This window comes from Polyangium spumosum (genome assembly GCF_009649845.1).
Taxonomy (GTDB): Bacteria; Myxococcota_A; Polyangia; order Polyangiales; family Polyangiaceae; genus Polyangium; species Polyangium spumosum.
The window spans coordinates 97,551-120,666 of the sequence record NZ_WJIE01000001.1; the positions used below are offsets into that span (position 1 = coordinate 97,551).

Annotated in this window: 22 protein-coding genes; 9 read left to right on the forward strand and 13 right to left on the reverse strand. The window is 69.5% G+C overall.

Annotated elements, in window-relative coordinates:
• Positions 1-40 precede the first annotated feature (40 nt).
• The 4 genes from GF068_RS00465 to GF068_RS00480 all read left to right on the forward strand — a co-directional run bounded on the left by GF068_RS00465 (position 41) and on the right by GF068_RS00480 (position 5,931).
• The gene (locus GF068_RS00465; protein ID WP_153817324.1) at positions 41-460 is read left to right on the forward strand and encodes a DUF302 domain-containing protein; all 420 of its coding nucleotides are present in this window, start codon (positions 41-43) and stop codon (positions 458-460) included.
• Between the two features lie 51 nt (positions 461-511).
• Complete coding sequence (locus GF068_RS00470) at positions 512-1,552, forward strand: ferritin-like domain-containing protein (RefSeq protein WP_153817325.1); 1,041 nt, start codon at positions 512-514, stop codon at positions 1,550-1,552.
• A gap of 122 nt (positions 1,553-1,674) precedes the next feature.
• Positions 1,675-4,722 carry a peroxisomal multifunctional enzyme type 2 gene (locus GF068_RS00475; protein ID WP_153817326.1) on the forward strand — a complete coding sequence of 1,016 codons (3,048 nt, stop codon included), beginning with the start codon at positions 1,675-1,677 and terminating at the stop codon, positions 4,720-4,722.
• A gap of 30 nt (positions 4,723-4,752) precedes the next feature.
• Positions 4,753-5,931, forward strand: coding sequence for a lipid-transfer protein (locus tag GF068_RS00480; protein WP_153817327.1), 1,179 nt, complete (start codon positions 4,753-4,755; stop codon positions 5,929-5,931).
• Between the two features lie 24 nt (positions 5,932-5,955).
• Here the strand turns inward: GF068_RS00480 and GF068_RS43275 are convergent, their stop codons facing one another.
• Positions 5,956-6,162: a hypothetical protein gene (locus GF068_RS43275; protein WP_170319232.1), complete on the reverse strand. Its 207-nt coding sequence runs from the start codon at positions 6,160-6,162 to the stop codon at positions 5,956-5,958.
• Positions 6,163-6,207: 45 nt separating this feature from the next.
• On the opposite strand from GF068_RS43275, the gene GF068_RS00485 reads away from it, so the two are divergent.
• Both GF068_RS00485 and GF068_RS00490 read left to right on the forward strand, forming a co-directional pair.
• Positions 6,208-6,804 carry a hypothetical protein gene (locus tag GF068_RS00485; RefSeq protein ID WP_153817328.1) on the forward strand — a complete coding sequence of 199 codons (597 nt, stop codon included), beginning with the start codon at positions 6,208-6,210 and terminating at the stop codon, positions 6,802-6,804.
• Positions 6,805-6,817: 13 nt separating this feature from the next.
• Positions 6,818-7,576 carry a class I SAM-dependent methyltransferase gene (locus GF068_RS00490; RefSeq protein WP_153817329.1) on the forward strand — a complete coding sequence of 253 codons (759 nt, stop codon included), beginning with the start codon at positions 6,818-6,820 and terminating at the stop codon, positions 7,574-7,576.
• A 9-nt stretch (positions 7,577-7,585) separates the two neighbouring features.
• Here GF068_RS00490 and GF068_RS00495 read toward each other — a convergent pair whose 3' ends face one another.
• From GF068_RS00495 to GF068_RS00505, 3 genes are all read right to left on the reverse strand, one after another.
• Positions 7,586-8,311 (reverse strand): methyltransferase domain-containing protein, encoded by a 726-nt coding sequence (locus GF068_RS00495; protein ID WP_206079370.1) that lies wholly within the window; start codon positions 8,309-8,311, stop codon positions 7,586-7,588.
• Positions 8,312-8,349: 38 nt separating this feature from the next.
• A complete protein-coding gene (locus GF068_RS00500) occupies positions 8,350-9,648 on the reverse strand; it encodes a glycosyltransferase (RefSeq protein WP_153817330.1) in 1,299 nt (432 codons plus the stop codon).
• Positions 9,649-10,044: 396 nt separating this feature from the next.
• The gene (locus GF068_RS00505) at positions 10,045-10,578 is read right to left on the reverse strand and encodes a hypothetical protein (RefSeq protein ID WP_153817331.1); all 534 of its coding nucleotides are present in this window, start codon (positions 10,576-10,578) and stop codon (positions 10,045-10,047) included.
• A gap of 143 nt (positions 10,579-10,721) precedes the next feature.
• Here GF068_RS00505 and GF068_RS00510 point away from each other — a divergent pair, with 143 nt between their 5' ends.
• On the forward strand, positions 10,722-11,120 hold the full coding sequence (locus tag GF068_RS00510; RefSeq protein WP_153817332.1) for a hypothetical protein: 399 nt from the start codon (positions 10,722-10,724) through the stop codon (positions 11,118-11,120).
• Positions 11,121-11,210: 90 nt separating this feature from the next.
• On the opposite strand, the gene GF068_RS00515 is transcribed toward GF068_RS00510, so the two are convergent.
• Genes GF068_RS00515 through GF068_RS00535 form a run of 5 tightly spaced genes read right to left on the reverse strand, consistent with a single transcriptional unit; the run spans position 11,211 to position 17,269 of the window.
• On the reverse strand, positions 11,211-12,641 hold the full coding sequence (locus GF068_RS00515) for an RCC1 domain-containing protein (protein ID WP_153817333.1): 1,431 nt from the start codon (positions 12,639-12,641) through the stop codon (positions 11,211-11,213).
• Between the two features lie 46 nt (positions 12,642-12,687).
• Positions 12,688-14,403: a DUF3943 domain-containing protein gene (locus tag GF068_RS00520; RefSeq protein WP_153817334.1), complete on the reverse strand. Its 1,716-nt coding sequence runs from the start codon at positions 14,401-14,403 to the stop codon at positions 12,688-12,690.
• Positions 14,404-14,461: 58 nt separating this feature from the next.
• Entirely contained in the window at positions 14,462-15,619 is a 1,158-nt protein-coding gene (locus tag GF068_RS00525; protein WP_153817335.1) for a glycosyltransferase family 4 protein, read from the reverse strand.
• Complete coding sequence (locus tag GF068_RS00530; protein ID WP_153817336.1) at positions 15,616-16,317, reverse strand: polysaccharide deacetylase family protein; 702 nt, start codon at positions 16,315-16,317, stop codon at positions 15,616-15,618. The genes GF068_RS00525 and GF068_RS00530 overlap by 4 nt, the downstream gene beginning before the upstream one ends.
• A 1-nt stretch (position 16,318) precedes the next feature.
• A complete protein-coding gene (locus tag GF068_RS00535) occupies positions 16,319-17,269 on the reverse strand; it encodes a class I SAM-dependent methyltransferase (protein WP_153817337.1) in 951 nt (316 codons plus the stop codon).
• Between the two features lie 59 nt (positions 17,270-17,328).
• Between GF068_RS00535 and GF068_RS00540 the strand changes: the two genes are divergently transcribed.
• On the forward strand, positions 17,329-18,420 hold the full coding sequence (locus tag GF068_RS00540; protein WP_170319233.1) for a M20/M25/M40 family metallo-hydrolase: 1,092 nt from the start codon (positions 17,329-17,331) through the stop codon (positions 18,418-18,420).
• A 7-nt stretch (positions 18,421-18,427) separates the two neighbouring features.
• On the opposite strand, the gene GF068_RS00545 is transcribed toward GF068_RS00540, so the two are convergent.
• The gene (locus GF068_RS00545; RefSeq protein WP_153817339.1) at positions 18,428-18,691 is read right to left on the reverse strand and encodes a hypothetical protein; all 264 of its coding nucleotides are present in this window, start codon (positions 18,689-18,691) and stop codon (positions 18,428-18,430) included.
• 180 nt (positions 18,692-18,871) lie between these two features.
• Positions 18,872-19,177 (reverse strand): EthD family reductase, encoded by a 306-nt coding sequence (locus tag GF068_RS00550; RefSeq protein WP_153817340.1) that lies wholly within the window; start codon positions 19,175-19,177, stop codon positions 18,872-18,874.
• Between the two features lie 156 nt (positions 19,178-19,333).
• Here GF068_RS00550 and GF068_RS00555 point away from each other — a divergent pair, with 156 nt between their 5' ends.
• Positions 19,334-20,140: a hypothetical protein gene (locus GF068_RS00555; protein ID WP_153817341.1), complete on the forward strand. Its 807-nt coding sequence runs from the start codon at positions 19,334-19,336 to the stop codon at positions 20,138-20,140.
• Between the two features lie 9 nt (positions 20,141-20,149).
• On the opposite strand, the gene GF068_RS00560 is transcribed toward GF068_RS00555, so the two are convergent.
• Together GF068_RS00560 and GF068_RS44085 are read right to left on the reverse strand one after the other, a co-directional pair.
• Entirely contained in the window at positions 20,150-22,360 is a 2,211-nt protein-coding gene (locus GF068_RS00560; RefSeq protein WP_206079371.1) for a hypothetical protein, read from the reverse strand.
• Between the two features lie 61 nt (positions 22,361-22,421).
• Positions 22,422-23,051 (reverse strand): hypothetical protein, encoded by a 630-nt coding sequence (locus GF068_RS44085; RefSeq protein ID WP_206079372.1) that lies wholly within the window; start codon positions 23,049-23,051, stop codon positions 22,422-22,424.
• Positions 23,052-23,116: the final 65 nt, after the last annotated feature.

A 23,116-nucleotide genomic window follows, 5' to 3' on the forward strand; every position in this document is an offset into this window, starting at 1 on the left:
TCTTCACCTCGGCGCGCCACGTTCCCGGGTGAGGACCCCCATGGCCAGGACGAATCTCCGCGCATCGCTCGACCTCTCGTACGACGAGGCGCTGGGGAAGATCCCCCAGCTCCTCCGCGACAACGGCTTCGGCGTGCTCACGCGTATCGACGTCGACGAGACCTTGCGGGCGCGGCTCGGCGTGGCGTTCCGGCGTTACACGATCCTCGGGGCCTGCAACCCCGTCCTCGCGCACCGGGCGCTCTCGGCCGATCCGGACGTCGGCATTCTCCTGCCTTGTAACGTCGCCGTGTACGAGGACGATGGCGCCGGGCGCACGGTCGTGGCCATCATGGATCCGCTCGAAACCCTCGCCGACGCCGAGGACGCGGCGCTCCGGGAGGTCGCGGCCGAGGCGCGGACGAAGCTCCAGCACTTCCTCTATTGCCTGTCGACGAGCGCGGCGAAACACGCGGCTTGACGCTCGCTCCCTCGTGGCCGTAGTCTCGGCCGCGAAAGGAGCTTCCTTGCCATGAAAAGCAACGCCTGGACCGAGGCCGCTCTCCGGGATCACCTCCAGAAGGCCGTCTACCTGGAGATCTGGACCATACCCATCTACCTGACCGCAGCGTATTCGCTGCAGGTGCCGGGCAGCTCCGCGGTGAATCCGCCGACGCTCACGCCCGTGCGCAGCCCGAAGAACCCGAACCGCAGCCGCGAGCAGCTCGCGTTCAACAACATCTATTCGGTCGTGGTGCAGGAGATGTTGCACCTCGAGATCGCCTGCAACCTCTACAATGCCCTGTTCGCCAAGGGCTCTTCGCCGAAGTTCACGGGCCCGTGGGCGCCGCGGTACGACAAGGGGTTCCCGCCCTGGATCGGCGCGAAGGTGCCGGTCGAGCTCGGGCCGGTGAACGAGGCGCAGCTCCTGCTCATGTCGACCATCGAGACCCCCGAGCCGAAATCGGATCCGCCCCCGGACGGCCCGCAGGAGGTCTACGATTCGATCGGGCAATTCTACAAGGCCATCGAGCAGGGCGTGGATCAGCTCTGGGAGAGCCTCTACGACCCGAGCGTGGATCACAGGCAGGCGAGCGCATTCGCCAATCCGCAGTACCCGACCGACGACTACACGGGCTTCTCGGCGACGATCGGCGGCGACAGCCAGACGGCGCGGGCCCAGGCGGACAAGGCGATCCGGGCCATCGTCGACCAGGGCGAGGGGAGCCGCGGGCCCTTCATCAACAAGGACGAGCGGCCGGCGGACGACGCGGACCTCGAGGACCGGTTCAGCCATTACGCTCGTTTTCGCGCGGTGCAGGCGATGCTGAAGCTCGGCGGGCCGCTCCTCACCTACCCGCAGAGCGGGAGCGCGGGGCTCGATGACGCGCAACGATCGCTGAACGTCACCTACACGAGGCTGCTCTCCATGCTCGAGAAGAGCTTCGCCGGCGAGATGTCCATCGACGACGGCCTCGGCCCGATGTGGGCTCTGCCCGGCAAGATCGTCTCCGTCTGGGCCGCCGGGGGCGTCCCTGCCTTCCAGGCGCTCGACGCCTCCAGCGCTCTCTGACCGAGCGCTCCCGTCCCCGCCACCAAAGCCTCCAGCACGTTCCTCTCCACGCGAATCATTGACGCCGCGCGCAGAGTGGGATACTTCGCACGCGAAACTTTACCGCGCGAGGGATCCAGCTCATGGCGAACGAGCTTCGTTTTGATGGAAGAGTGGCGATCGTCACCGGTGCGGGCAACGGGCTCGGGCGTGCGCATGCGCTCCTGCTCGCGAGCCGCGGGGCCAAGGTCGTGGTCAACGATCTCGGCGGCGGCCGGCACGGCGGGGGCACGAGCTCCGAGGCGGCGGACAAGGTCGTCGCCGAGATCAAGGCGGCCGGCGGCGAGGCCGTCGCGAACTACGATTCGGTCGAGCAGGGCAGCCGCATCGTGCAGAGCGCGCTCGACGCGTTCGGCCGCATCGACATCGTGGTGAACAACGCCGGCATCCTGCGGGACGTGACGTTCCACAAGATGACCGAGGAGGACTGGGAGCTCATCTACCGCGTGCACGTGCTCGGCAGCTTCCGCGTCACGCACGCGGCGTGGCCGCACATGCGCGACCAGGGCTACGGCCGCATCATCTTCACGTCGTCGGCGGCGGGCATCTACGGCAATTTCGGCCAGGCGAACTATTCGATGGCCAAGCTCGGCATCGTCGGGCTTTCGAACACGCTCGCGCTCGAGGGCAAGAAGAAAAACGTCCTCGTGAACACGATCGCGCCGCTCGCGGGCTCGCGCCTGACGGAGACGGTGCTGCCGAAGGAGCTCATCGACGCGCTCAAGCCCGAGTACGTGAGCCCGCTCGTGGCGTACCTCTGCCACGAGAGCTCGAGCGAGACCGGCGGGCTCTTCGAGGTGGGCGGCGGCTTCTTCGCGAAGCTGCGCTGGGAGCGGGCCGAGGGCAAGACGGTCCGGCTCGGGCGCGGGATCAAGGTCGAGGACCTCCAGAAGGACTGGAACAAGGTCGCCGGCTTCGACACGACCACGCATCCGGCCGAGATCAACCAGTCGATGGGCCCGGTCATGGCCAACGTGCAGGCAGGGCCGGCGAAGGGCGGCAACGAGTTCATCGACGTGGATCAGGCGCTCGGGTACGAGTATCCGCCGGTGCATTCGAGCTACGACGAGCGGGATCTGTCGATCTACGCGCTCGGCGTGGGCGCCGCGGAGAACCCGCTCGACGACAAGGAGCTGCGTTACGTCTACGAGATGCACGGGCAGGGCTTCGTCCCGCTGCCGACGTACGGCGTCGTGCCGGCGCTCTCGGCGCTGATGGATCTCGCGAAGGCCGGCAAGACCGCGCCGGGCATGAACTACGGGCTCGATCGGCTGCTACATGGCGAGCAATACCTGGAGCTTTCGCGTCCGCTGCCGCCCAAGGCGAAGCTCACGCACAAGGCCAAGGTCAAGGAGATCTGGGACAAGGGCAAGAACGCGCTGATCGTCACGGAGATCCGCAGCGTGGACGAGTCGGGCGAGGAGCTCATCCGCAACGAGAGCACGGCCCTCATCCGCGGCGCGGGCGGCTGGGGCGGCGATCGTGGGCCTTCGGCGGACGTGAACGTGCCGCCCGAGCGCGCGCCCGACGCCACGATCGAGCAGAAGATCCCCGAGAACCAGGCGCTTTTGTATCGCCTCTCCGGCGACTGGAACCCGCTGCACGCCGACCCGAGCTTCGCCACGGCGTTTGGCTTCTCGAAGCCGATCCTGCACGGGCTCTGCACCTTCGGTTATGCCGCGCGGCACGTGATCCACGCGTTCGCGGGCGGCGACGCGCGCAAGTTCAAGAGCATCAAGGTGCGCTTCGCGGACAGCGTGTTCCCGGGCGAGACCGTGGTGACCGAGATGTGGAAGGAGAGCGACGAGCGCGTCGTGTTCCGCTGCAAGGTCAAGGAGCGTGACAAGGTCGTCATCTCAAACGCGGCGATCGGCCTCTGGAAGGAGATCCCGGTCGCGAAGGCGAAAGCCCCGGCGGCGGCTCCTGCGGCGGCGCCCGCGAAGGCGGCCGAAAACCCGGCCGGCGACGTGTTCATCGGGATCCGCGATTACGTCGAGAAGAACCCGGCGCTCGTGGAGAAGGTGAAGACGGTCTTCCAGTTCGATCTGAAGGGCCCGGACGCGACGTGGACGATCGATCTGAAAAACGGCAAGGGCTCGGTCTTCGAGGGCAAGGGCGCGGAGAAGGCCGATACGGCGCTGGAGATCGCGTCGAGTGACTGGCTCGCGATGGCCACGGGCCAGGCCGATCCGCAGAAGCTCTACTTCGAGGGCAAGCTCAAGATCTCGGGCAACGTGATGGCCTCGCAGAAGCTCGGGTTCATGAAGAAGATCGATCCCGAGCAAGCCAAGGCGGCCATCGCGGCGCACAAGGCGAAGCAGGGCGGCGGCGCGGCGGCCCCGGCGGCGGCGGCGGCGCCCGCGAAGGCGGCCGAGGATCCGAGCGGCGACGTGTTCATCGGGATCCGCGATTACGTCGAGAAAAACCCGGCGCTCGTGGAGAAGATCAAGACGATCTTCCAGTTCGACCTGAAGGGGCCGGACGCGACGTGGACGGTTGATCTGAAGAACGGCAAGGGCGCGGTCTTCCAGGGCACGGGCGCGGACAAGGCCGATACCGTGCTGGAGATCTCGGCCGCGGATTGGCTCGCGATGGCCACGGGTCAGGCCGATCCGCAGCAGCTCTACTTCGGCGGGAAGCTCAAGATCACGGGCAACGTGATGGCCTCGCAGAAGCTCTCGTTCATGAAGAAGATCGATCCCGAGCAGGCCAAGGCGGCCATCGCGGCGCACAAGGCGAAGGCCGCGAGCGGCGAGGTGAAGGCCGAGGCGGCTCCGCAGGTGGCAGCGAAGCAGGAGGGTCCGGGCGCGGCGGCCATTTTCGAGGCGCTCAAGGAGCGGCTGAACAAGACGCCCGAGATCGCGAAGGAGGTCGACGCGGTGGTCGAGTTCCACCTCACGGGGCCGGAGAGCGACTGGCACGTGGACCTCGTGGGTGGCAAGACGACCGTCTCGGCGGGCCGGACGATGGAAGCGACGACGGTCATCACGATGTCGACGGAGGACCTCGTGGCGCTCGTGAAGGGCGCGGAGCACGAGGCGCGGCTCTTCCAGACGGGCCGGATGCGGGTCGACGGCGACGTGCGGATCGCCTCGAACCGGCTGCATTTCTTGAAGGGGCTCTTGGGTTAAACGCGACGCGTTCGCAGAAGGAGGCTCAACATGGGCAGGCGAGTCAACGTCATCGGCGTCGGGATGGTGAAGTTCCAGAAGCCCGGCGCCAGTGAAGAGTACAACGTGATGGCCGCGAAGGCGGCGCGCACGGCCCTCGCGGACGCGGGCGTCGATTACAACGATGTCGAGCAGGCGTACGCGGGGTACGTCTTCGGCGACAGCACGTGCGGGCAGCGGGCCGTCTACGAGGTCGGCCTGACGGGCATCCCCGTCATCAACGTGAACAACAACTGCTCGACGGGCTCGACGGCGCTTTACCTCGCCCGGCAGGCCATCGAGGGCGGCCTCGCCGAGTGCGTGCTCGCGGTCGGGTTCGAGCAGATGGAGAAGGGCGCGCTCGGCTCGAAATGGAGCGACCGGACGAGCCCGATCGACAAACACGCGGACGTGATGAACCGCGTGCAGGGCTTCAACCAGGCGCCGCCGACGGCGCAGATGTTCGGCGGCGCGGGGCGCGAGTATCGCTGGAAGTACGGGGCGAAGCGCGAGATGTTCGGCAAGGTCGCGGAGAAGGCGCGCAAGCACGCGAGCAAGAACCCGTACGCGCTCTTCAACGAGGTCCTGTCCCTCGAGCAGATCATGGCCTCGCCCGAGGTCTTCGACCCGCTCACGCGTTTCCAGTGCTGCCCGCCGACCTGCGGCGCGGCGGCGGCGATCCTCTGCTCGGACGATTTCGCCCGGAAGAAGGGGATTTCCGGCTCGGTCTACATCGCTGCGCAGTCGATGACGACCGATTATGCGTCGAGCTTCGGCGACAGCATGATCAAGATGATCGGCTACGACATGGCGAAGGCCGCCGCGGACCAGGTCTACACGAAATCGGGGCTCGGGCCCGAGGACGTGCAGGTGGTGGAGCTGCACGATTGCTTCACGGCGAACGAGGTCGTGACGTACGAGGCGCTCGGTCTCTGCAAGGAGGGCGAGGCCGAGAAGTTCATCGAGGAAGGGAACAACACGTACGGCGGCAAGTACGTGACGAACCCGTCGGGCGGCCTGCTCTCGAAGGGTCATCCGCTCGGGGCGACGGGCCTCGCGCAATGCACCGAGCTCGTCTGGCAGCTCCGCGGCGCGGCCGAGGCGCGCCAGGTCCCGGGGGCGAAGGTCGCCCTGCAGCACAACCTCGGCCTCGGCGGGGCGTGCGTCGTGACGATGTACCGCAAGGACTGACGCGCCGAGGCACAGCCGGGACGCTCAGGAGGCCGCGCTCGAGAGGGCGCGGCCTTCGTCGTTTCGAAGCCCGTTGTGGCAAAGCGACGACACCCGGACACGAGCGCCCGTGTAGAGAAACGACGACACCACGACAGACGCGCCGTGGCGCGCCCGCGACACCCGAGCGGGACCCGGCCTGCGCGCCGGGGCGACGAGCCCCTCGATTCGCGCATTTTTGCGCAATTTCATCGCTCGGCATTCGTCTTGCTCAGGAAGCCTCGCACGGAGGCAACCATGAAGCGGAGCCGCGTGCTCGTGATCATCCTCGCGCTCGGGACCCTGACGAATGCAGCGAGCGCGAAGGATCCCACGGATCCGTACGCGCCGGACGACCCCGAACCGGAGCCGCCGCCGCGGCCCTATCAGATCAATGGCTTCTTCGAGTATCGCTTCAGCCTCATCAGGGCCGAGAGCGCCGTTCACGGCATCGAATACTCCTACCTGGCGAACACACACGTGAGGCTCGGCGCGGCGCTGAGCCTGCCGTTCGGCGCGTCGTCGCGCGAGTATTGCTGGGAGACGGACGTGGGGCTGTCGCCCGATTGCGCCTTCAACTACGTCGCCCCGCTCGGATTCGTGGAGGCGCACGCCCTCCCCAATTCGATCTTCGATCCCTGGGCGCGCGTCGGGTTCGGCCTCGCCTTCATGGGCTCGCAATACGATCAGCTCGATTTCGATCCCCTGACCGTCGAGGGCATGCTCGTCGGCTCCCTCGGCTTCGACATTCACGCGGGGCCCGTCGTCGTCGGCGCGTACGGGACGACCAACCTGTTCATGGGCAGGCACGCGCCGGTCTTTGGCCCGGGCGTGCGCCTCGGCGGACGATTTTGAAAGGAGCTTCGAGATGAACACAAGTGGCACGACGAACACCCCGGTCTCGATGATGGAGACGCTCGCCCACTGGCATTTCCGCCGCATCGAGGAGTGCTCGACGCTCCTGCAATGGCTCGACCCGCGGCCCGGGGAGCGCATCCTCGACATCGGCTGCGGCGACGGTTATTACGACGCGCGCATCGCGTCGCGGGGCGCGCACGTCGTCGGCGTGGACATCCACGAGAAGCGCCTGGCCAAGGCGCAACGCAAGCACCGGAGCGAGCGGACGGACTACCATTACATGGACGCGGAGGAGCTCGGCTTCGAGCCCGCCACGTTCGACAAGGTGATCTCGTTCTGCGTGATCGAGCATTTCCAGAACGAGGACCGCGTCCTCGAGCACGTGAACCGCGTGCTCCGGCCCGGCGGCCGGATCTTCCTCTCGGCCGACAGCCTGTCGAACCCCGAGGTCACGCACGAGGAGCGCGAGGCGCATCGGAAGAGGTACGCGGTGAACAACTTTTACACCGTGGACCACCTGCGCGAGAAGCTCGCGCGGGCGGGGCTCGAGCTCGAGCGGTACCATTACATCTTGACGACGCCGATCACGCTCGCGCTGGCGCGGCTCTCGTGGAAGCTCGACGATCTGCCGCCGCTCCTCGCGCCGCTCCACGGGCTCGGGTATGCGGTGCTGGGGACGGTGGGCAAGGTGATCGCCGATTTCGCCGAGGATCACGCCCGGCGGCCGGACAGCGGGCTGACGCTGCTGGCGGAGGCGCGCAAGATCTGAGGGAGAGGCTCAACCCGCCCGCTTGATCCCGTCGACGATGAGCGATTTCGGGCGGCGCAGGAAGGAGAGGTCGCGCCAGAGCTCGGGCTCGGGCGTGCCGGCGTACGTGTCGCGCAGCGAAGACGGCTCCTTTTCCGTGAGCCGTCCGGCGCTGTCCCAGTAACGGAGCGGCACGGGCTCGAAGCCGGCGAGGCGTAATGCTTCGCAGAGCAGGTACACGGACCACCGCGTCTTGTGTTTGGCCGGGTGATCCCAGGGCAAGAGCCGGCTCGGGAAGCCGAGCGGCTCCGGGTCCTCGTCCCTTCGTAGATCCGCGTCGGGCACCACGGTGCGGATCACCCCGCCCGGCGCGAGCACCCGGTGGCACTCGCTGAAGAGCGCCATGGCCTCGTCGAAGAAGAGGTGCTCGAAGAAGTGCTCGGAGAAGATGAAGTGGAGCGCCCCGTCCTCGAATCCGAGGCGGCTCGCCTTGTCGAAGTTCCAGGGCACGAAGTTCGTCCGCTCGTAGAGCGCGGACGCGGGCTCGCCCGGCCTCGTCACGCGGCGCCAGAGCTTGCGATAGTTCCTCAGCACGATCTGCCGCGGGGTGTTCTCGAGCAGATACTCGACGACCGGCGTGGGGCGCGTGGACGGGGCCTCGCCGTAATGCATCCACGACTTGTCGAGGAACCGCTCGAGCACGTGCGGCTCGAAGTACTCGAACCGCGACGTACCGAGCTGAAGGCGGGTGATCATCGATCCTTCCTACAAGCGCGCGCCCTGGCTGACAAGCATCAACCACGCATCACGCGGCCGAGGATGTCGGCGAAGCGCGACGCGGCGGTCTCGGAGGAGAACTCGGCCGGCGCGGTCGCGGGCGCGGGCAAGGCGCGCGTCGCGCGGAACCGCTCGAGGTGCGAGGAGAGCGACGCGGCGAGGGCGGCGACGTCGCCGGGGCGGACGCGCGTGTTATCGGGCCTGTGCGCGAGCAGCTCGTCGACCTCGGGGTTCTCCGTGATCGAGACGATCGGCATGCCGGAGGCGATGTAATCGTAGGTCTTGGCGGCGATCCGCAAGACGACGCGTGGATCGAACATCGACAGCAGGACGTGCGCGCGGCGGAGCTCGCCGAGCAGGGCGCGCTGGGGGATCGGGGGGACGAATTCGACGAAACCCGAGAGCCCGAGCGCCTCGACCTCGGCGCGCTCGTAGTCCGTGGCGCGGCCGATCTGGCGGAGGACGAGGTCCCGAGGCGTGAGGTGTTCCCGATCGATGAGCAGGCGCAGCGCCCGGCCGATGTCGTCTATGCGGGTCTCGGCGCGCAAGGTACCCGTGTGCAGGAGGGTGAAGCGCGAGGGCGGCTCGGGCGACGCGGGGGCGGGGTCGTAGAGGGAGGCGTCGAAATGGTTACGAATGAAGGACGATTTGCCGTCGAGGAAGGGATAACGCTCGTGGTACGCGGCGAGGGCGCGGCGGGTATTGAGGACGACGTGGGCGGCGCGGGTGAGGGCGTGGCGCTCGAGGACGGGGAGGAGGTGGTGTCGGGCGCGCTCGGCGGCGTCGCGGGGCGGCTCGGCGCCGGTCTCGTGCAGGCCCCAGGGGTCGCGGAAATCGAGGACGAGCGGCACATCGAGGGCGCGGGCCGCGTGGAGCGCGACGGGGAGCGCGGAGAAGGGCCCGACGCTGGCGACGACGGCGCGCGCGCCCTCGCGCCGGCCGAGCCGGACGGCCTCGCGGGCGGCGTGGGGGCCGTGGATCAAGCAACGATCGCCGAGGCTACGGAAGGGGCTCAGGCCCTCGATGGGGCGGCTGGGGCGCGCAGGCGGGGCGGGGCGGCGGAGGCGCGTGGAGAGGGCGGTGAGGGCGCCCTGCGCGGCGAGGATGCGGGGGTCGAGGTAGGCGTCGTGGGGGACGACCGCGGGGGGCAGGGCGCGGAGGAGCTCGGGATCACGGGCGTCCTGGGGGAAGGTCGCGCAGAGGACGGCGGGGCGGAAGCCGAGCGGGACGAGGTGCCGGGCGAGCTTGACCCAGCGGTAGGCGCCGACGGCCGCCTGGGGCGCGAAGTAGGGGGCGATGAGGAGGAAGGTGTGCAAGGAGGTGGGGACGGTAGCCGGGGGGCCGGGGCGAAGACAAGAGGGTGGTCGGTGGCGAGAAATGTGTCACTGCCCACCTGTCAGAGCTGACGACGCGCCGATCGACGGTTGATGACCCACCCGTCAGAGCTGACGGACGCCTCGTCGCTCGTCGATCGCCCACCCGTCAGAGCTGACGGACGCCTCGTCGCTCGTCGATCGCCCACCCGTCAGAGCTGACGGACGACTCGTCGCTCGTCGATCGGCGCGTCGTCAGAGCTGACGGACGACTCGTCGCTCGTCGATCGGCGCGTTGGAAGATCTGACGGGTGGAGATGGGAGCTGCGCGCGGGGCGGAGGTCGGGGGAGAGCGTCGGATCATCGCGTCCGGTCCACCCCCGCGGGGCCTGCCGGCGCTCACGGCCCGACGGCCGGCGCTTCGAGCGCTCGCACGTCATATCCCCTGCCGAGCAGAAACCCTCGGACGGCCGACCCATACTCCGGGCTCGTCGAACGAACGACCCTCGTATCGTGTTCGAATCCCCCCTCCTTCGTCGCCCTCTCGGCGGGGACGGCCACCGATTCGCTGCACTTTTCCTTGTTCCACAGCGCCTCCAACGCCTTGGCCGCGTCGGAGTCATTGCTGAGCTCGAGCTTGCCGGGTGCGCCCGGGGTGACGCGCACGAATCCGAGGACGTCGCCGCCTTTTTTCACCTCGATTCGCACCGCCTTTGCGCCCTCGGCTGGCGCAGGGGCAGGCGCGGAGCCCGCCGTGGAGGTCGGCTCCCCGGCCGTAACGCCCGTCGCGCCGGTGGTGCTGACCTCGAGCCGGCCCGGTTTGGCCTCGTGCACAGGCGCAGGGGTCTCCTTCGCGGGGCATGCCGTGAGGACGGTGCCCGCCGCGAGCAAGACCAGGGAGAAGGCGGCGGCACCCAGGCGAGACGTTCTCATGTCGGCTCCTGTTGGAATCGTGTCGTGACGGCGACCAAAAAGGCCGCCGGCCGGCGCCCATGGTATCGCGGTTCGATGACGCGGGGCCGGAAAAGCGGGCCGCCTGCTCGCCTTCGAAAAGAGCCCCGTGTTACCCTGCCTCCATGCGTCTCTGTGCGCCGCTGATGCTCCTCCTCCTTGCCTGCGACTCCACGCCGAGCGCCACGGTCTCCCCGGAAGACACGAACGATCGTCCCGTGGAGGCGCTCGCGTGCTCGAAGGGGGGCAAACGCCTGGGGACGCTGCGATTCCCCAAGGGCGGCGCTCCGGCGCTCGCGCTCGAAGTGCAAGGGGCCGACGCGGACGCATTCAAGGCCCTCTGGGACAAGCTGCTCGCGCAGGGGGAGATCGACGTGAAGGTCCACGAGAACCGGGACGACGAGCAGCCGCTCGTCGGCATCCGGGCGCGCCCCGGCGAGCCGGGTTATGGGCGCGTCGTCGATCACAAGCTGGCGGATCACGGCTACCATTGCGAAGACGTGCCCCCAGGCGCAGCGCGCTGACGGGAAGCGTGAGGTCCATGTGGACGCCGAGCGGGCTCGTGATGCCGAGCTTGCCCTGCTCCGCGGGGGCAGGAGAGGGGGGCGTCCTCATCACCACAACACGACGACCGGGAGATTGTCCCCCATCGTGCCAGGCTCCGCCCCGCGCGCCGAGGTGTCGCCGAGCCCGAGCTCCCCGCTCGTGTTGAGCCCCCAGCATTTCACCTCGCGCGTGTCGAGGATGGCGCAGGTAAAAAAGCCGCCGGCCTCGACGGCGAGCGCCGAGCGCCCTGTCCCGAGATCGACGGTCGCCAAGGCGTCTCCCATTTCACCCGGCTCGTCCCCACGATTGTTCGTGTCTCCTTGCCCGAGCTGCCCCTCCGGGTTGTATCCCCAGCACTTGATCTGACGGTCCTCGAGGAGCGCGCACGCCCTGCGCGCGCCCGCGGACAAGGAGAGCGCGGCGCGCCCCGGCCCGAGGTCGACGGCGGGGAGATTCACGCCCATCGTGCCGGGTTTGTCGCCTCGGTTCTCCTCGCCGCCGAGGCCGAGATCGACGCCGTTGCCCCAGCACCGCACGGAGGCATCGTCGAGCAGAGCGCAGGAGCTGGACGACGACGGCGCCATCTGGATGACCACCCGAGGCGCGCCGAAGTCGATCGCGGGTAACGCGTCGCCCATGGTCTCCGGCGAGTCGCCGCGGGGCTCCAGATCCCCCAATCCGAGATTTCCACTGGAGTTGACCCCCCAGCATTTCGTGGATTGATCGTCGAGGAGCGCGCACGACGTGTTGAAGCCCGCCGCTATCTCGCGCGCCGTCTTCCCGGCGCCGAGCCGCACGGCGGGCAGGGCGTCTCCCATCGTGCCCGGCTCCGCGCCGTGGCTCGCCGAGACGCCCGACGCCGTCGCGTCACCCCAGCAACGGACCGATCCGTCCTGCAAGAGCGCGCATGCGTGGTAATTGCCGACGGCGACCGCGCCCACCCGGGCCCCCGCGCCGAGATCAACGACGGCGAGCGCGTCCCCCATCGTCCCGCTTTTGTCCCCTCGGTTCGTGGTGTCGCCTTGTCCGAGCTTCCCCTGGAAATTGGCCCCCCAGCATTTCAGCTCGTCGGTATCGAGGATCGCGCATGTGCTATGGGAGCCGGCGGCGATCGCGACTGCGGTCCGTCCCTGCCCCAGATCCACCGTGGGCAGCGCCGCGCCCATCGTCCCCGGCGCCGCGCCGCGATCGAGCGTGTCCTCGAGCCCGAGCTGCCCGCGATCGTTCTTGCCCCAGCATTTGACCGTTCCATTTCCGAAGAGCGCGCAGCCGTGGTTGTGGCCCAGCGCGAGCTGGGCGGGCTCGAGGGGGCCCACCGGCGGCGGCGCGTCGCCTCCCGCGCCGGAGGACGCGCTCACGCTCCCGCTCGACGCCGCCGCGGATCCTCCTGCCCCGCTGGAGCCGTCGAGGTCGGCGAGCGTGCTCCGCGCCCCGCACGCCGCGAGGCCGAGGAGAAGTGAAGACGTCGCGATCACCCGCGCGAGATTTCCGTTCATCATGGTCGCCGGTATATCGTGTTCCCGGCGGGTCGTCGCACAAATCCCTTCAAAACCGAAACGTGATCCCCGCCCGCACGTCCGTGCTCTCGTGCCGCGCGGACGTCCGCCCGATGTTGCCCACCCGTTCGAGGTGCTCCACCTCGATCCACGCGAGCCGCGGCTCCGCCATGGGCAACCTGTACGACAACCACGCCCGCTTTCCCGAGCGCCGATCCGCGAGGTGAATGTCGTTCGTGAGCCGCTCCTGGAAACGATCGAGCCCCTCGATGGACTCGAACACGTCGTACGTCAGTTGCCCGCCGAGCTCCACGGGGCCGTAGGACAGGTTCAACGTCGGCCGCGCCGTGGCACCGAGCCCGAAATAGTACCCTTTTTCGGCGAGGACGAGCCGCATGCCCTCCTTGCCGTGTTTCGCCGTGTACTCGTCGAGCGCCATCGACTGCACGGCCGCGAAATCGCCATACAGCTCGAGCCCGGCGCGGGCCCGTGCCTTTCCGTGGTGGAGCGTCAAGTCCAGGTGGACGCCGAGCGGGCTCGCGATGCCGAGCTTGTCCTGGCGTTTGCCCGATTGGAGGTGCTTGGCATAGTTGAACGCCGTCGAGGGGCCCACGAAAAACGAATACCCGTAACGCCCGCCGCGCCGATCCGAGACGATGTTCTGGTCGTAGACGCCGCCGAGGAGGACACGCGTCACGAAATCGACCTGCTCCAGGCCACCCTGCCCGAACGAGCCGACGAGCCGGATGCCCGTGACCGCGCCCGTGTCGAGCGAGCGCGTGATTTCGCCGGGCCGGTCGTACGTGGGGACGTTGATGATCTCGGTCGTGACGCCGATGCGGCGCTCCGCGGGGCCGAGGCCGCGGGAGGACGCCTCCGCGGCCGCGCCGACGGAGACGTCGAAGCGATGCCAGACGTCCGCAGGGAAGCCGAGGTCGTCGACGACCGGGGCGCGCGGGACATGGGTGCCCTCGAGCTTGTGGTGCAGGAAGCGGAAGGGCGAGAAGGCGAGCGAGAGGAGGTCCGTCGTGGTGCTGTCCTCGCCACGCTCGAAGAAGAGGCCGAGCTGGTGCAGGGCCTCGCCGAAGGCGAAGCCACCCTGCGGCGTGAAGACGAGGTCGTTCAAGCTGACCTTCTCGCGGTATTCGCCGACGAACTCCCACAAGACCGAGCCCGCGGCCGTGAACAGGAACGCCTCGCCGGCGCTGAGCCCGCTGCCACGCGCGCCGAGGTAGGTGACGGTGCCGGCGGCGGGGTGCGAATAGGTGTTCGTCTCGAAATGGTTCGCGTCGAGCCGCACGGCCTCGAAGGTCCAGAGCTTGCGGTAGAAGCTCGGCGTCGACCAGGAGAGCTCCCAGTCGGTGCGGTTGTCGTCGACGTGGATCCAGTAATCGACGAAGCCGGAGCTCATCAGGGCGAGGATCGTGGCGCCGGCCGTGAGGCGATGACGATAACGAGGCTCGCGGAGCGCCCGCCACGGACGAGGGCCGAGGTCCCAGGAAAAACCCGCGCCGGCGAGGACGAGCGGCGGGAAGTTCGAGGGGCCCGGAAAGACGCGGGGGCCAAAGGGAGCGTCGAAGGGATCGAGCACGGGATCCGGGATCGGATCAAAAAGGACGGGCGGCGGAGGCTCGGGGTCGGCCGCCTGCGCAGCCGGGGCGAGGCCGAGCAACACCAGGGAAGCAAGCCCGTGCGCGAAGAGGCGGCGGGCGCGACCGGCGCTTGTTTGCTTGCTCGTCTGGTCCCGCGGCGCGTCGGTCGGCAAGGAACCCCTCTCGCTGGAGGGGGTTTGCAAGAGGCGGGCCGGTGGAGGAGCCCGCTCGTCAGGGGATCCAGGGCGCGAGCTCGCGATAAGCGTCGATCGTCCGCCGGGCCGTGTCCTCCCAGCGGAAGCGGGCGGCGCGGGCGAGGCCGCGGGCGCGGAGATCGCGGCGGAGGGCCTCGTCACGCGCCACGGCGCGCAGCGCGCCGGCGAGCGCGTCGGTATCACGCGGATCGCGGATCAGCGCGGCGTCGCCGGCGACCTCGGGTACGGACGTGAGGCTGGAGCAGACGACGGGGCAACCACAAGCCATGGCCTCGAGCACGGGCAGACCAAACCCCTCGTAAAGCGAAGGGAAGATCAGCGCCTCGGCGCGCGCGTACAGGCCGACGAGCGCGGGCAAACCGACGCGGCTCTGGACGTGGACGCGGGAGAGGAGGCCGGTCGCCTGGAGGGCGCGGGCGAGCTCTTCGGGGAAGGTGCGCTCGCGCTGGATGATGACGAGGTGGAGGTCGTCAGCCGCGGTGAAGGCGCGGGCAAAGGCGCGGACGGCGGCGGCGTGGTTCTTGTTGGGGTAACCGCCGCCGAGGACCAGGAAAAACCGGCGCCCGTCGGGAACGAGATCGTTCGTCCGCGCGAGGGCCTCGGCTTCGGGCAAGGTCGTGAAGACGGGGTCGACGCCGAGGGGCGTGACGCGGACGCGCGGCGCGGAGGTGGGGTCGACGCGGATCGTGTCGTCGGCGCTGTGCTGGCTGACGGCGAGGATGCGGCCGGCGCGGCGGATCGAGGAGCGGATGGCCGCGCCCCAGTACGGCGCGAGGAGCACGCGGAGCAGCGGGTTCGGGAAGACGAGCTCGGGGCAGGCGATCTGCATGACGTCGTGCATGGTGAGCACGCTCTTCGCGGGCGCCCCGAGCGGCAGGACGCGGTAGGGGGCGTGGAAGAGGTCGTCGGGGCCGAGGCGCCCGCCGAGCCAGGCGCCGAGGCGGAGGAGGGAGTCGGGGTGGTTCGGGTCGCCGGAGACGAGCCACTCGGTGACGTTGGGGGCACGCGAGAGCGGTCCGCGGGCGTCGGGGTGGCGGAGGAAGACAAACGGGACGTCGGGCGCGACGGCGGGGAGGTGGTCGACGAGCGCGGCGACGACGGTGGCGACGCCGCCGGGCGCGCCGCGCAGGACGCGGGCGTCGAGGACGACGCGAGGAGGCACCTTTCGGGTCATGAGGATCCAGCGAGGAGCTCGGCGAGGGTGACGGTGCGGAGGCCGCGGGCTTCGATGGCGTCGAGCACGCCGGGCAAGGCGCGGACGGTGGGGTCGCGGGAGCCGGGGTAGACGGAGCCGGGCGCGCAGCCGTCGTGGAGGAGGAGGATGGCGCCGGGCTCGAGCGCGTCTTCGATGTGCCGGACGATGGCGGGGGCGTCGGAGCGATCGTCGTAGCCGCCGCCGGACCAGTGGACACACGTCATGCCGAAGAGGCGCTCGACGTCACGCGGGGTGATGCGGCCGGGGTTTCCCCAGGGAAAACGGTAATGGCGAGGGCGGGCGCCGAGAGCGCGATCGAAGAGGTCGAGGGCGCGCTCGGTGTCGGCGCGGAAGGCCTGGAGGTCGTTCACGGTCGAACGATCATGGGCATAGGAGTGGCAGCCGATCTCCTGCTCGGCGGCGACGCGGCGGGCGAGATCGGGGAACCGCTCGACGGCGCTGCCGAGCAGGAAAAACGTGGCGCGGGCGCGGCGCGCGGCGAGCAGGTCGAGGATCGCGGGCGTGTGCTCGGGGTCGGGGCCGTCGTCGAAGGTGAGGGCGACCTCGGGGCGCAAGGGGCCGTGCATGACGAGGCCGCCGCGGAGGAGACCACGCGCGGCGCGGAGGGCGCGGCGGAGGGCGCGGAAGGGGCGGGGCGAGCGGGACGAGAGGCGCATGTCAGCGGGCGCGGGCGACGACGACGAGCGTGGCGCGGCGGCCCTCCTTGGGCGCGACGGCGCCGAGGTCGTAGGTGATGTACCCGTCGACGAGGACCTCGAGGCTGTGGAGGAGCCGCGCGCGCGGGACGTCGTTCGGCACGACGAAGGGCGCGGGCTTGTTTTTTTGCTCCTTCGCGGGGGCGCCGTTCTTGTGGTTCTTGCGGAAGAGCGACTGGAGGTGGAGGAGGGCGGCGCGCGGGGCGGGCTCGTGGAGGAGGAGGGCGTAGCGGCGGACGTCGAGGGTCTCGAAGCCGGTGCGCTCGGCGAGCATGCGGAGCTGCCTCTCGCCGAAATGGTAGAGGTGGTCGGGCAGGTCGAGCTCGTTCGTGCCGGCCCAGCGCTCACCGGGCAGCTCGGCGACGTTGCCGGTCTGGTAGACCATCAAGCCGCCGGGGCGCAGGAGCGAGCGCATCTGGCGGAAGGCGTCGAGCGGGTAGGCGAGGTGGGAGAGGACGTTGCGGTGGTAGACGACGTCGAAGCTCGCAGGCGGGAGCTCGACGGAGGCGAGGGTGCCCTCGCGGGCGTCGACGCCGAGGACGTCGGTGGCGTACCGGACGAAGGGGCCGGTGATGTCGATCCCGGTGGGATCGTAGCCGCGGCGGAGGGCCTCGCGCAGGAAGTAGCCAGCGGCGCAGCCGATCTCGAGGAGGCGGCCCGAAGGTTGGTAGCGGCCGACGAGGTCGAGGGCGCGGCGCGCCTCGTAGGTGGCGCGCTCGACGTTGCGGATCTGGAGGCCGAGGTCGACCTTGGTCTCCTGGCCCTCGTAGAGGCGCTTCATCTCGGCCTCGCTGGGCCGCGGCGTGACGAAGACGAGGCCACAACCGTCGCAGGAGACGGCCTGGTAGCCGTTCTCCTCGTGGTAGGGGCGCGTCCCTCGGTCACCACAGAAAATGCAGGAAACGGCCTCCATCTGCGCGGGCACGTATCAGCAACGGGCGAGCGCGTCAAAGGAGAGGTAGGATGGGCGCCATGGATCCCGCCGCCCTGCTCGCCGAGCTCATCCGACACCGCACCGACAACCCCGGGGGCGACGAGCCGTCGATCTGCCGCATGCTCTCGCGCTCGCTCGCCGCGCTCGGTGCCGACGAGGTCGCCGTCGTGGAGGTGCCGCGCGACGAAGGGACGGGCGCGTACGTGGTCGCGCGCTGGGGCGAGCCGCACACCATCATCAACGCGCACGTCGACACGGTGCCCGCGAACAGCGGGTGGACCGTGCCGCCGTGGGAAGGCGTGATCACCGAGGATCGCGTGATCGGCCTCGGCGCGGCGGACACGAAGGGCGCGATCGCCGCGACGCTCGTCGCGCTCGAAGGCCAGAAGCCGCGCAACGTGGGCGTGGTCTTCTCCGGCGACGAGGAGCGCACGGGCACGTGCATCAAGCATTTCCTGTCGAGCTCCTGGGCGCAGGTGATCAAGCGCGCCGTGGTCTGCGAGCCGACGGGGCGCGCCGTGGGCGTGCGGCACCGCGGCTGCGTGGCGATGTCGGCCGAGGTGAAAGGCCGCGGCGGGCATTCATCGGGCGCCGACCAGATGCCGAAGCCGATCGTCACCATGGCCCGGCTCGCGCTGGGGCTCGACGAGATCGGGCGACGCTGGCTCGATCGCGGGCCCGCGGACATGAAAGGGCTCTGCTTGAACGTGGCGTCGATCGAGGGCGGCGTCGCCTTCAACGTGGTGCCGAACCGGGCCGCGCTCACGTTCTCGGTGCGGCCGCCGCCCGGGTTCGACGTGGCCACCTTCGAGGCCGAGCTCGAGGCGAGCGCGCGGGCCGCGGGCGAGGGCATCGAGACGCAGACCGTGCTGTCGATGTCGCCCTTCGAGACGCGCGACGTCGCTCCCTTCCGCGCGCTCCTCGGCTCCCTGCCGCGCGCCGAGGCGACGCTGCCGTTCTGGACCGAGGCCGCGCTGTTCTCCGCCGCGGGCATCGACGCCGTGGTGATCGGCCCGGGCGACATCACGCAGGCGCATGCCCCGGACGAATACGTGACGAAGAGCGACCTGCAATGGGCCGTGGAGGTCTTCCGCCAGGTGATCACGCGGGCCTCCGGTTCAGCGGGCTGACGCCCTGTCAGCCGCCTTTACGAAAATCGACGCGCCGCACACGCGCGCCCCTCTTGACACGAACCCCGCTCTCCGGGACGGGCTCCTCGACGTCTTCGCCGCGGCCGTGCGCCTCCGCCAGAGGAGCCGCGCCGGCGCTCCGGCGCGCGCGACGCAAGCCCACCTCGGCCGCCTCTCGGCCGCCTGCGCGACCCGCGAGCCACAACCTCCCCACGATACCCGCGAGGACCACGGTGCCGAGGACAACGAGTTCGCCGTGCGGAAAGCCCATGGATACACTCCTCCCGTCGCGCGGGGAGAGCACACGCGCGAAAGCGAATGAACGCGCCGCCGAACCCGATCGCGACGGATCGGGGCCATTGTGCGGGGAACCTTTACTCTACGGGGTTCCGCCGCGTTTTGCTAGACATTTCTCGACGGGGGAGAAAAAGGGTCAGGGGACGCGGGGGCGTCAGAGGATGCGGCTGACCTGGAAGGTCGGCTTCATGTCGGTGTAGCTGGGCAGGTCCTCGTTGATCTGCCGGCCGTGCTGCGCCATTCCGCGCTGGAAATCCTCGAGGGAGTCGAAGGTCATGCTCGCGATGACGACGAAGGGAGGGGGCGCCCCATTACGAGGCAGCCCCTCGGCGACCTCCGCGCTCCTCAAGCCGAACGGGCCGAGCAGGGCTCTGACCATTGGGACGTGCTTCTGCACGTAATAGTCGAGGTCGAAGCGCTTGCCCTCTGCGTGCGGGTACAGGATGGTGACGCGGTACATGCGAGTGGCCTCCTCGGGTGCTCGCTGTTCTTACCACGGACGCGGGCGGCGCGCGGCAGGCGAGCGAGCCGCCTCCTCCGGTTGACACGCGTCCGTCCAGCCGGATACGTTCCCCTCCGCCCGGTGAGTTCACTCTCACCGGAAGGAGCGATTAGAATGAACCTTTACGTGCGACGAATCTCGATGGTGGCCCCGATGCTCGTGATGCTCGCTTGCTTCGCGGGATGCGGGGACGACGGCCCGACCGGCACGGGCGGCAACGGCGGCACGGGCGGCAGCGGCGCGGCCGGCGGCATGGGCGGCACGGGCGGCACGGGCGGCATGGGCGGCACGGGCGGCACGGGTGGCATGGGCGGCGCCGGTGGCATGGGCGGTACCGGTGGCATGGGCGGCGCCGGTGGCATGGGCGGCGGCCCCATGGCGCTCTGCGACGACGGGATGGTCGTCGACGAGGTCGACGATACGAAGCGCTGCGTCAACGTGACCAATCTCGTGAACGAGATCCAGGCCCCGGCCAGCATGAAGTGGGCCGACACGGAGATCGCCGTCTCCTCCGAATACTCCGCCGCGGGCAGTTATTCAGCGACCCAGGCCCTCGGCGCGCCGAATGTGTATCCCACCGCCGGGGACGAGGCCAACGCCTGGGCCACGGCGACCGAGGACGCCGCCGACGAGTACTTGACCGTCGGGTTCTCGACGCCCGTGACCGGCGAAGCGGTCTGGATCTACGAGACGTACAACCCGGGCGCCGTGAAGAAGGTGACGATCAAGACCGCCGACGGCGACAAGGTGATTTACGACAACCCGATGCCCAAGGCGATCGGAGGCTGCGCGCACGTCCTCTCCGTGCCGACCATGACCTGCTCGCCCATCTCCGAGGTGCGTATCGACCTCGACTCCGAGGCCGTGACGGGCTTCAACGAGATCGACGCGGTCGGCATCCTGCCCCCCACGATGCCCTGACCCAGGCCGCTACGGCTTCCCCCCGAGGGCCTTCTCCGCCGCGCGGAGCAGGGGCCCCGCGCTGATCGGCTCCCCGGTCGCGTGCTTCATCCACAGATCCGGCAACACCGATCCGTACTTCGCCATGCGCTCGAACTCCGGGCCGAGCTTGCCTTGCTTTCGCACGTGCTCCTCGATCTGGAACGCGATCAGGTGCCCGAGCGGATAATCCGGCAGGTAGAGCGGCGTCGAGATCGCGTGTGAATAAATCGCGAGCAGCGCCGAATCCGGGGAGCCGAGGAGCGGCGCATAATACTGGTTCCAGTACCTCTTCGCGATCGTGACGGCGGCCTTGCCGAGCTCCTCGGCCGTCGCCTCCGGGTGCTCGTAGAGCCAATGCCACACGTCCGTCTCGACGAGCGCGACGCCCGCGATCTCCCAGGCCGACCAGAGCTCGCCGAGCACGCGATCCCGCTCGGATTCGGCCGTGGGCTTGGACAGACCGAGCAGCTCGAGGTCCCGCGCCTGGAACGTGAAGGCGAGCGCCTCGGTGAAGGCGTTGTTCGGCACGCCCGCGAGAAGCGTGTGGTCGACGTCGTACAAGGAGAGGACCTGCTCGACGTTGTGCCCGAGCTCGTGGACGGCGATGTTGTACCCCTTGTAGTTCATGCCGTCCTTCTCGATACGCGTCCGCAGGCGCGCCTTGTCCCCGCGGCGCCGCGGCTCCATCGCGTGCCCGGCGCCGCGCGAGGGGTCGACCGCGATCTTGTCGGCGATCGTCCGGGCGTGATCCTTCGGGAAACCAAGCTCCACGAGGATCCGCGGGATGTCCGCGGAGAACGCCTTCGCGTCGGGATAACGCTTCCGCGTGATCGCGTCGAGCTCGGCCTCGGTCTTGCCGCCGCGGGGCTTGAAGCCGGCATACCAGAGATCCTGCGGCCCGAGCTTGCGGCCGAGCCGGCGCTCGATCTCGGCGGCCACCTTGGGGATCGTCTTCGAGCCCAGGATCGAGAGGAAGAGCCCGCGCACGCGGTCCTCGCCGATCTCGCGGGTGAGCTCGAATCGGCGCTTCATGGCGGAGTTCGCGATCGGCGAGAAGGGATCGGCCCGCCGGGAGGCGCGGAACGAGGCGAGCAGCTTCTCGTAACGGACGAAGGGCTCGGGGCGCGCGGAGGCGGTCGTGAGGGGCGCGCGGTTCGGCGCGGAGGGCTCGATCTCCGCGGCCGGCGCGGGGCGGACCTCGTTCGTGAACGGGTTCCAGTCGACCCGCGGATCGTCGATGACCGCGGCCGGGATCGTCTGCGTGACGATACGCTCCATCACCTGCACGATCATCCGCTGCTTCTCGAGGCCCCTGGGATCGCCGTAATTGGCCTTGAGCTCGTCGCGCAGGTTCCAGTGGCTGATGAGCCGGAGCCCGGAGGGGAAGGGACGTTCACCCGATTCGACGCTCGGGGCTCCGGGTCGCCCTTCGGCGCCCTGCGCCCCGAACCCCTTCTCACTCACGAGGTGATGCATCCAGACGTTGTAATCGGAGATGTAGAGATCCCCCTCGGCGCCCGCGCGCGCGATGTCCTGGGCGACCGCGCCGGGGATACGAAGGGCGAAGCGCCCCGTGAGCCGGTCCTCGGCCCAGCGTCGCCGGCTCCAGCGCTCGCCCTCGGCGCTCTTCGTCGCGAGGTCCGAGAGCGGGAAATTCAGCAATGCGACGAAGGCGATCTTCGACTGGAAGAGATCCTCGTAGAGGTGCGCCGCAGGCTCGTAACCCGCGAGCAGCGGATCGAGCGGGAAGAGCGGCCCGGTGTCGGTGTCCGTGGGAAAACGCAGCGCGCGCCCCATCTCGTGCAGGTGCCCCTCGAGCTGTTCGAGCAGCCCCTCGAGCCGGGCGAACGTGGCGTCGATCGCCGCGGGCTCCGCGAGGAACTGCGCGCGCACGAATGCGCCGAGATCCCCGTCCTCCGCGCGCCAGAGGGACGCGACCTGCGCGAGCCCCCGCTTGATCCGGGGTCGCGCGGCTTCACCGTGCTTGCCGACGAGCTCCGCTTCGAGGGCGCCGAGATCGACGCCGACGGGCCCAGGCGCGTGCGGGAGGGCGACGGCCGGGCACGCGGGCGCAGGGCACGGCGCGCACGTCCGCGCCTCGGGCGGGCAGGGGGACGGGGCCTCGGCGGGCGGCGGAGGTTCTCCGGCGCAACCGGCGAGGAAGACGAGCGGCACGAGGTGGACGAGAGCGGAGCGCATGGAGACGCCAAAGCAGCGCTCTCGGGCGGCGTCAACCGGCGTTCGTCGCCGATCGTGTCGCTCAGGGGATGCAGGCCGAGCTGCCGCCCTCCTCGAAGACGGGACAGTAGGTATCCGCCGTTTCGCAGAGCCCCGCGCACGTCTTGCAATGGATGCAGTCATCGAGGGCGCGGAAACGCTTGATCCCCTCCATGTCGAAGTTCATCGTCTCCTGGCAAAACCAGGTGCAACAGGCGCCGGCCTGGGTGCTGTCGCAAGGGCCAGGGCCGTTCGGCATGCCGTTCTTCGTGCAGTTGTAGATGCTGACGCACGTCTTCCATTCCATGCAGGCATCGAACGCGGCCAGGCACTCCGTCGCGGCCGCGCCCGCGGCGTCCGTGCACGCCTCGCAGCTCGCGTAATTGCTGCCGCCCGAGCCGCCCGCGCCGCCCATGCCCCCGCCCGCGCCGCCCGAGCCGGCCATCACGCCACCCGCGCCACCCGCGCCACCCGCGCCGCCCGAGCCGGCCATCGCGCCTCCCGTCCCACCACCCGCGCCGCCCGTGCCCCCGGATCCGCCGCTCGACGCGGTGCTGCCCGCGCCCGAGCCGCCGCTGCCGCCGCCGCCTTCGTTCACCTCGCTGCCGCAGCCGGCGACGCCGAGCGACATACTCGCCAGGACGAACCCCCAGAAAGACCAAGACAATTTCATGGAACGACTCCCTTCTTTCGCCTGATTTTTGCCCAGACGAAATCCGCGGGGAGGATCGTACACGG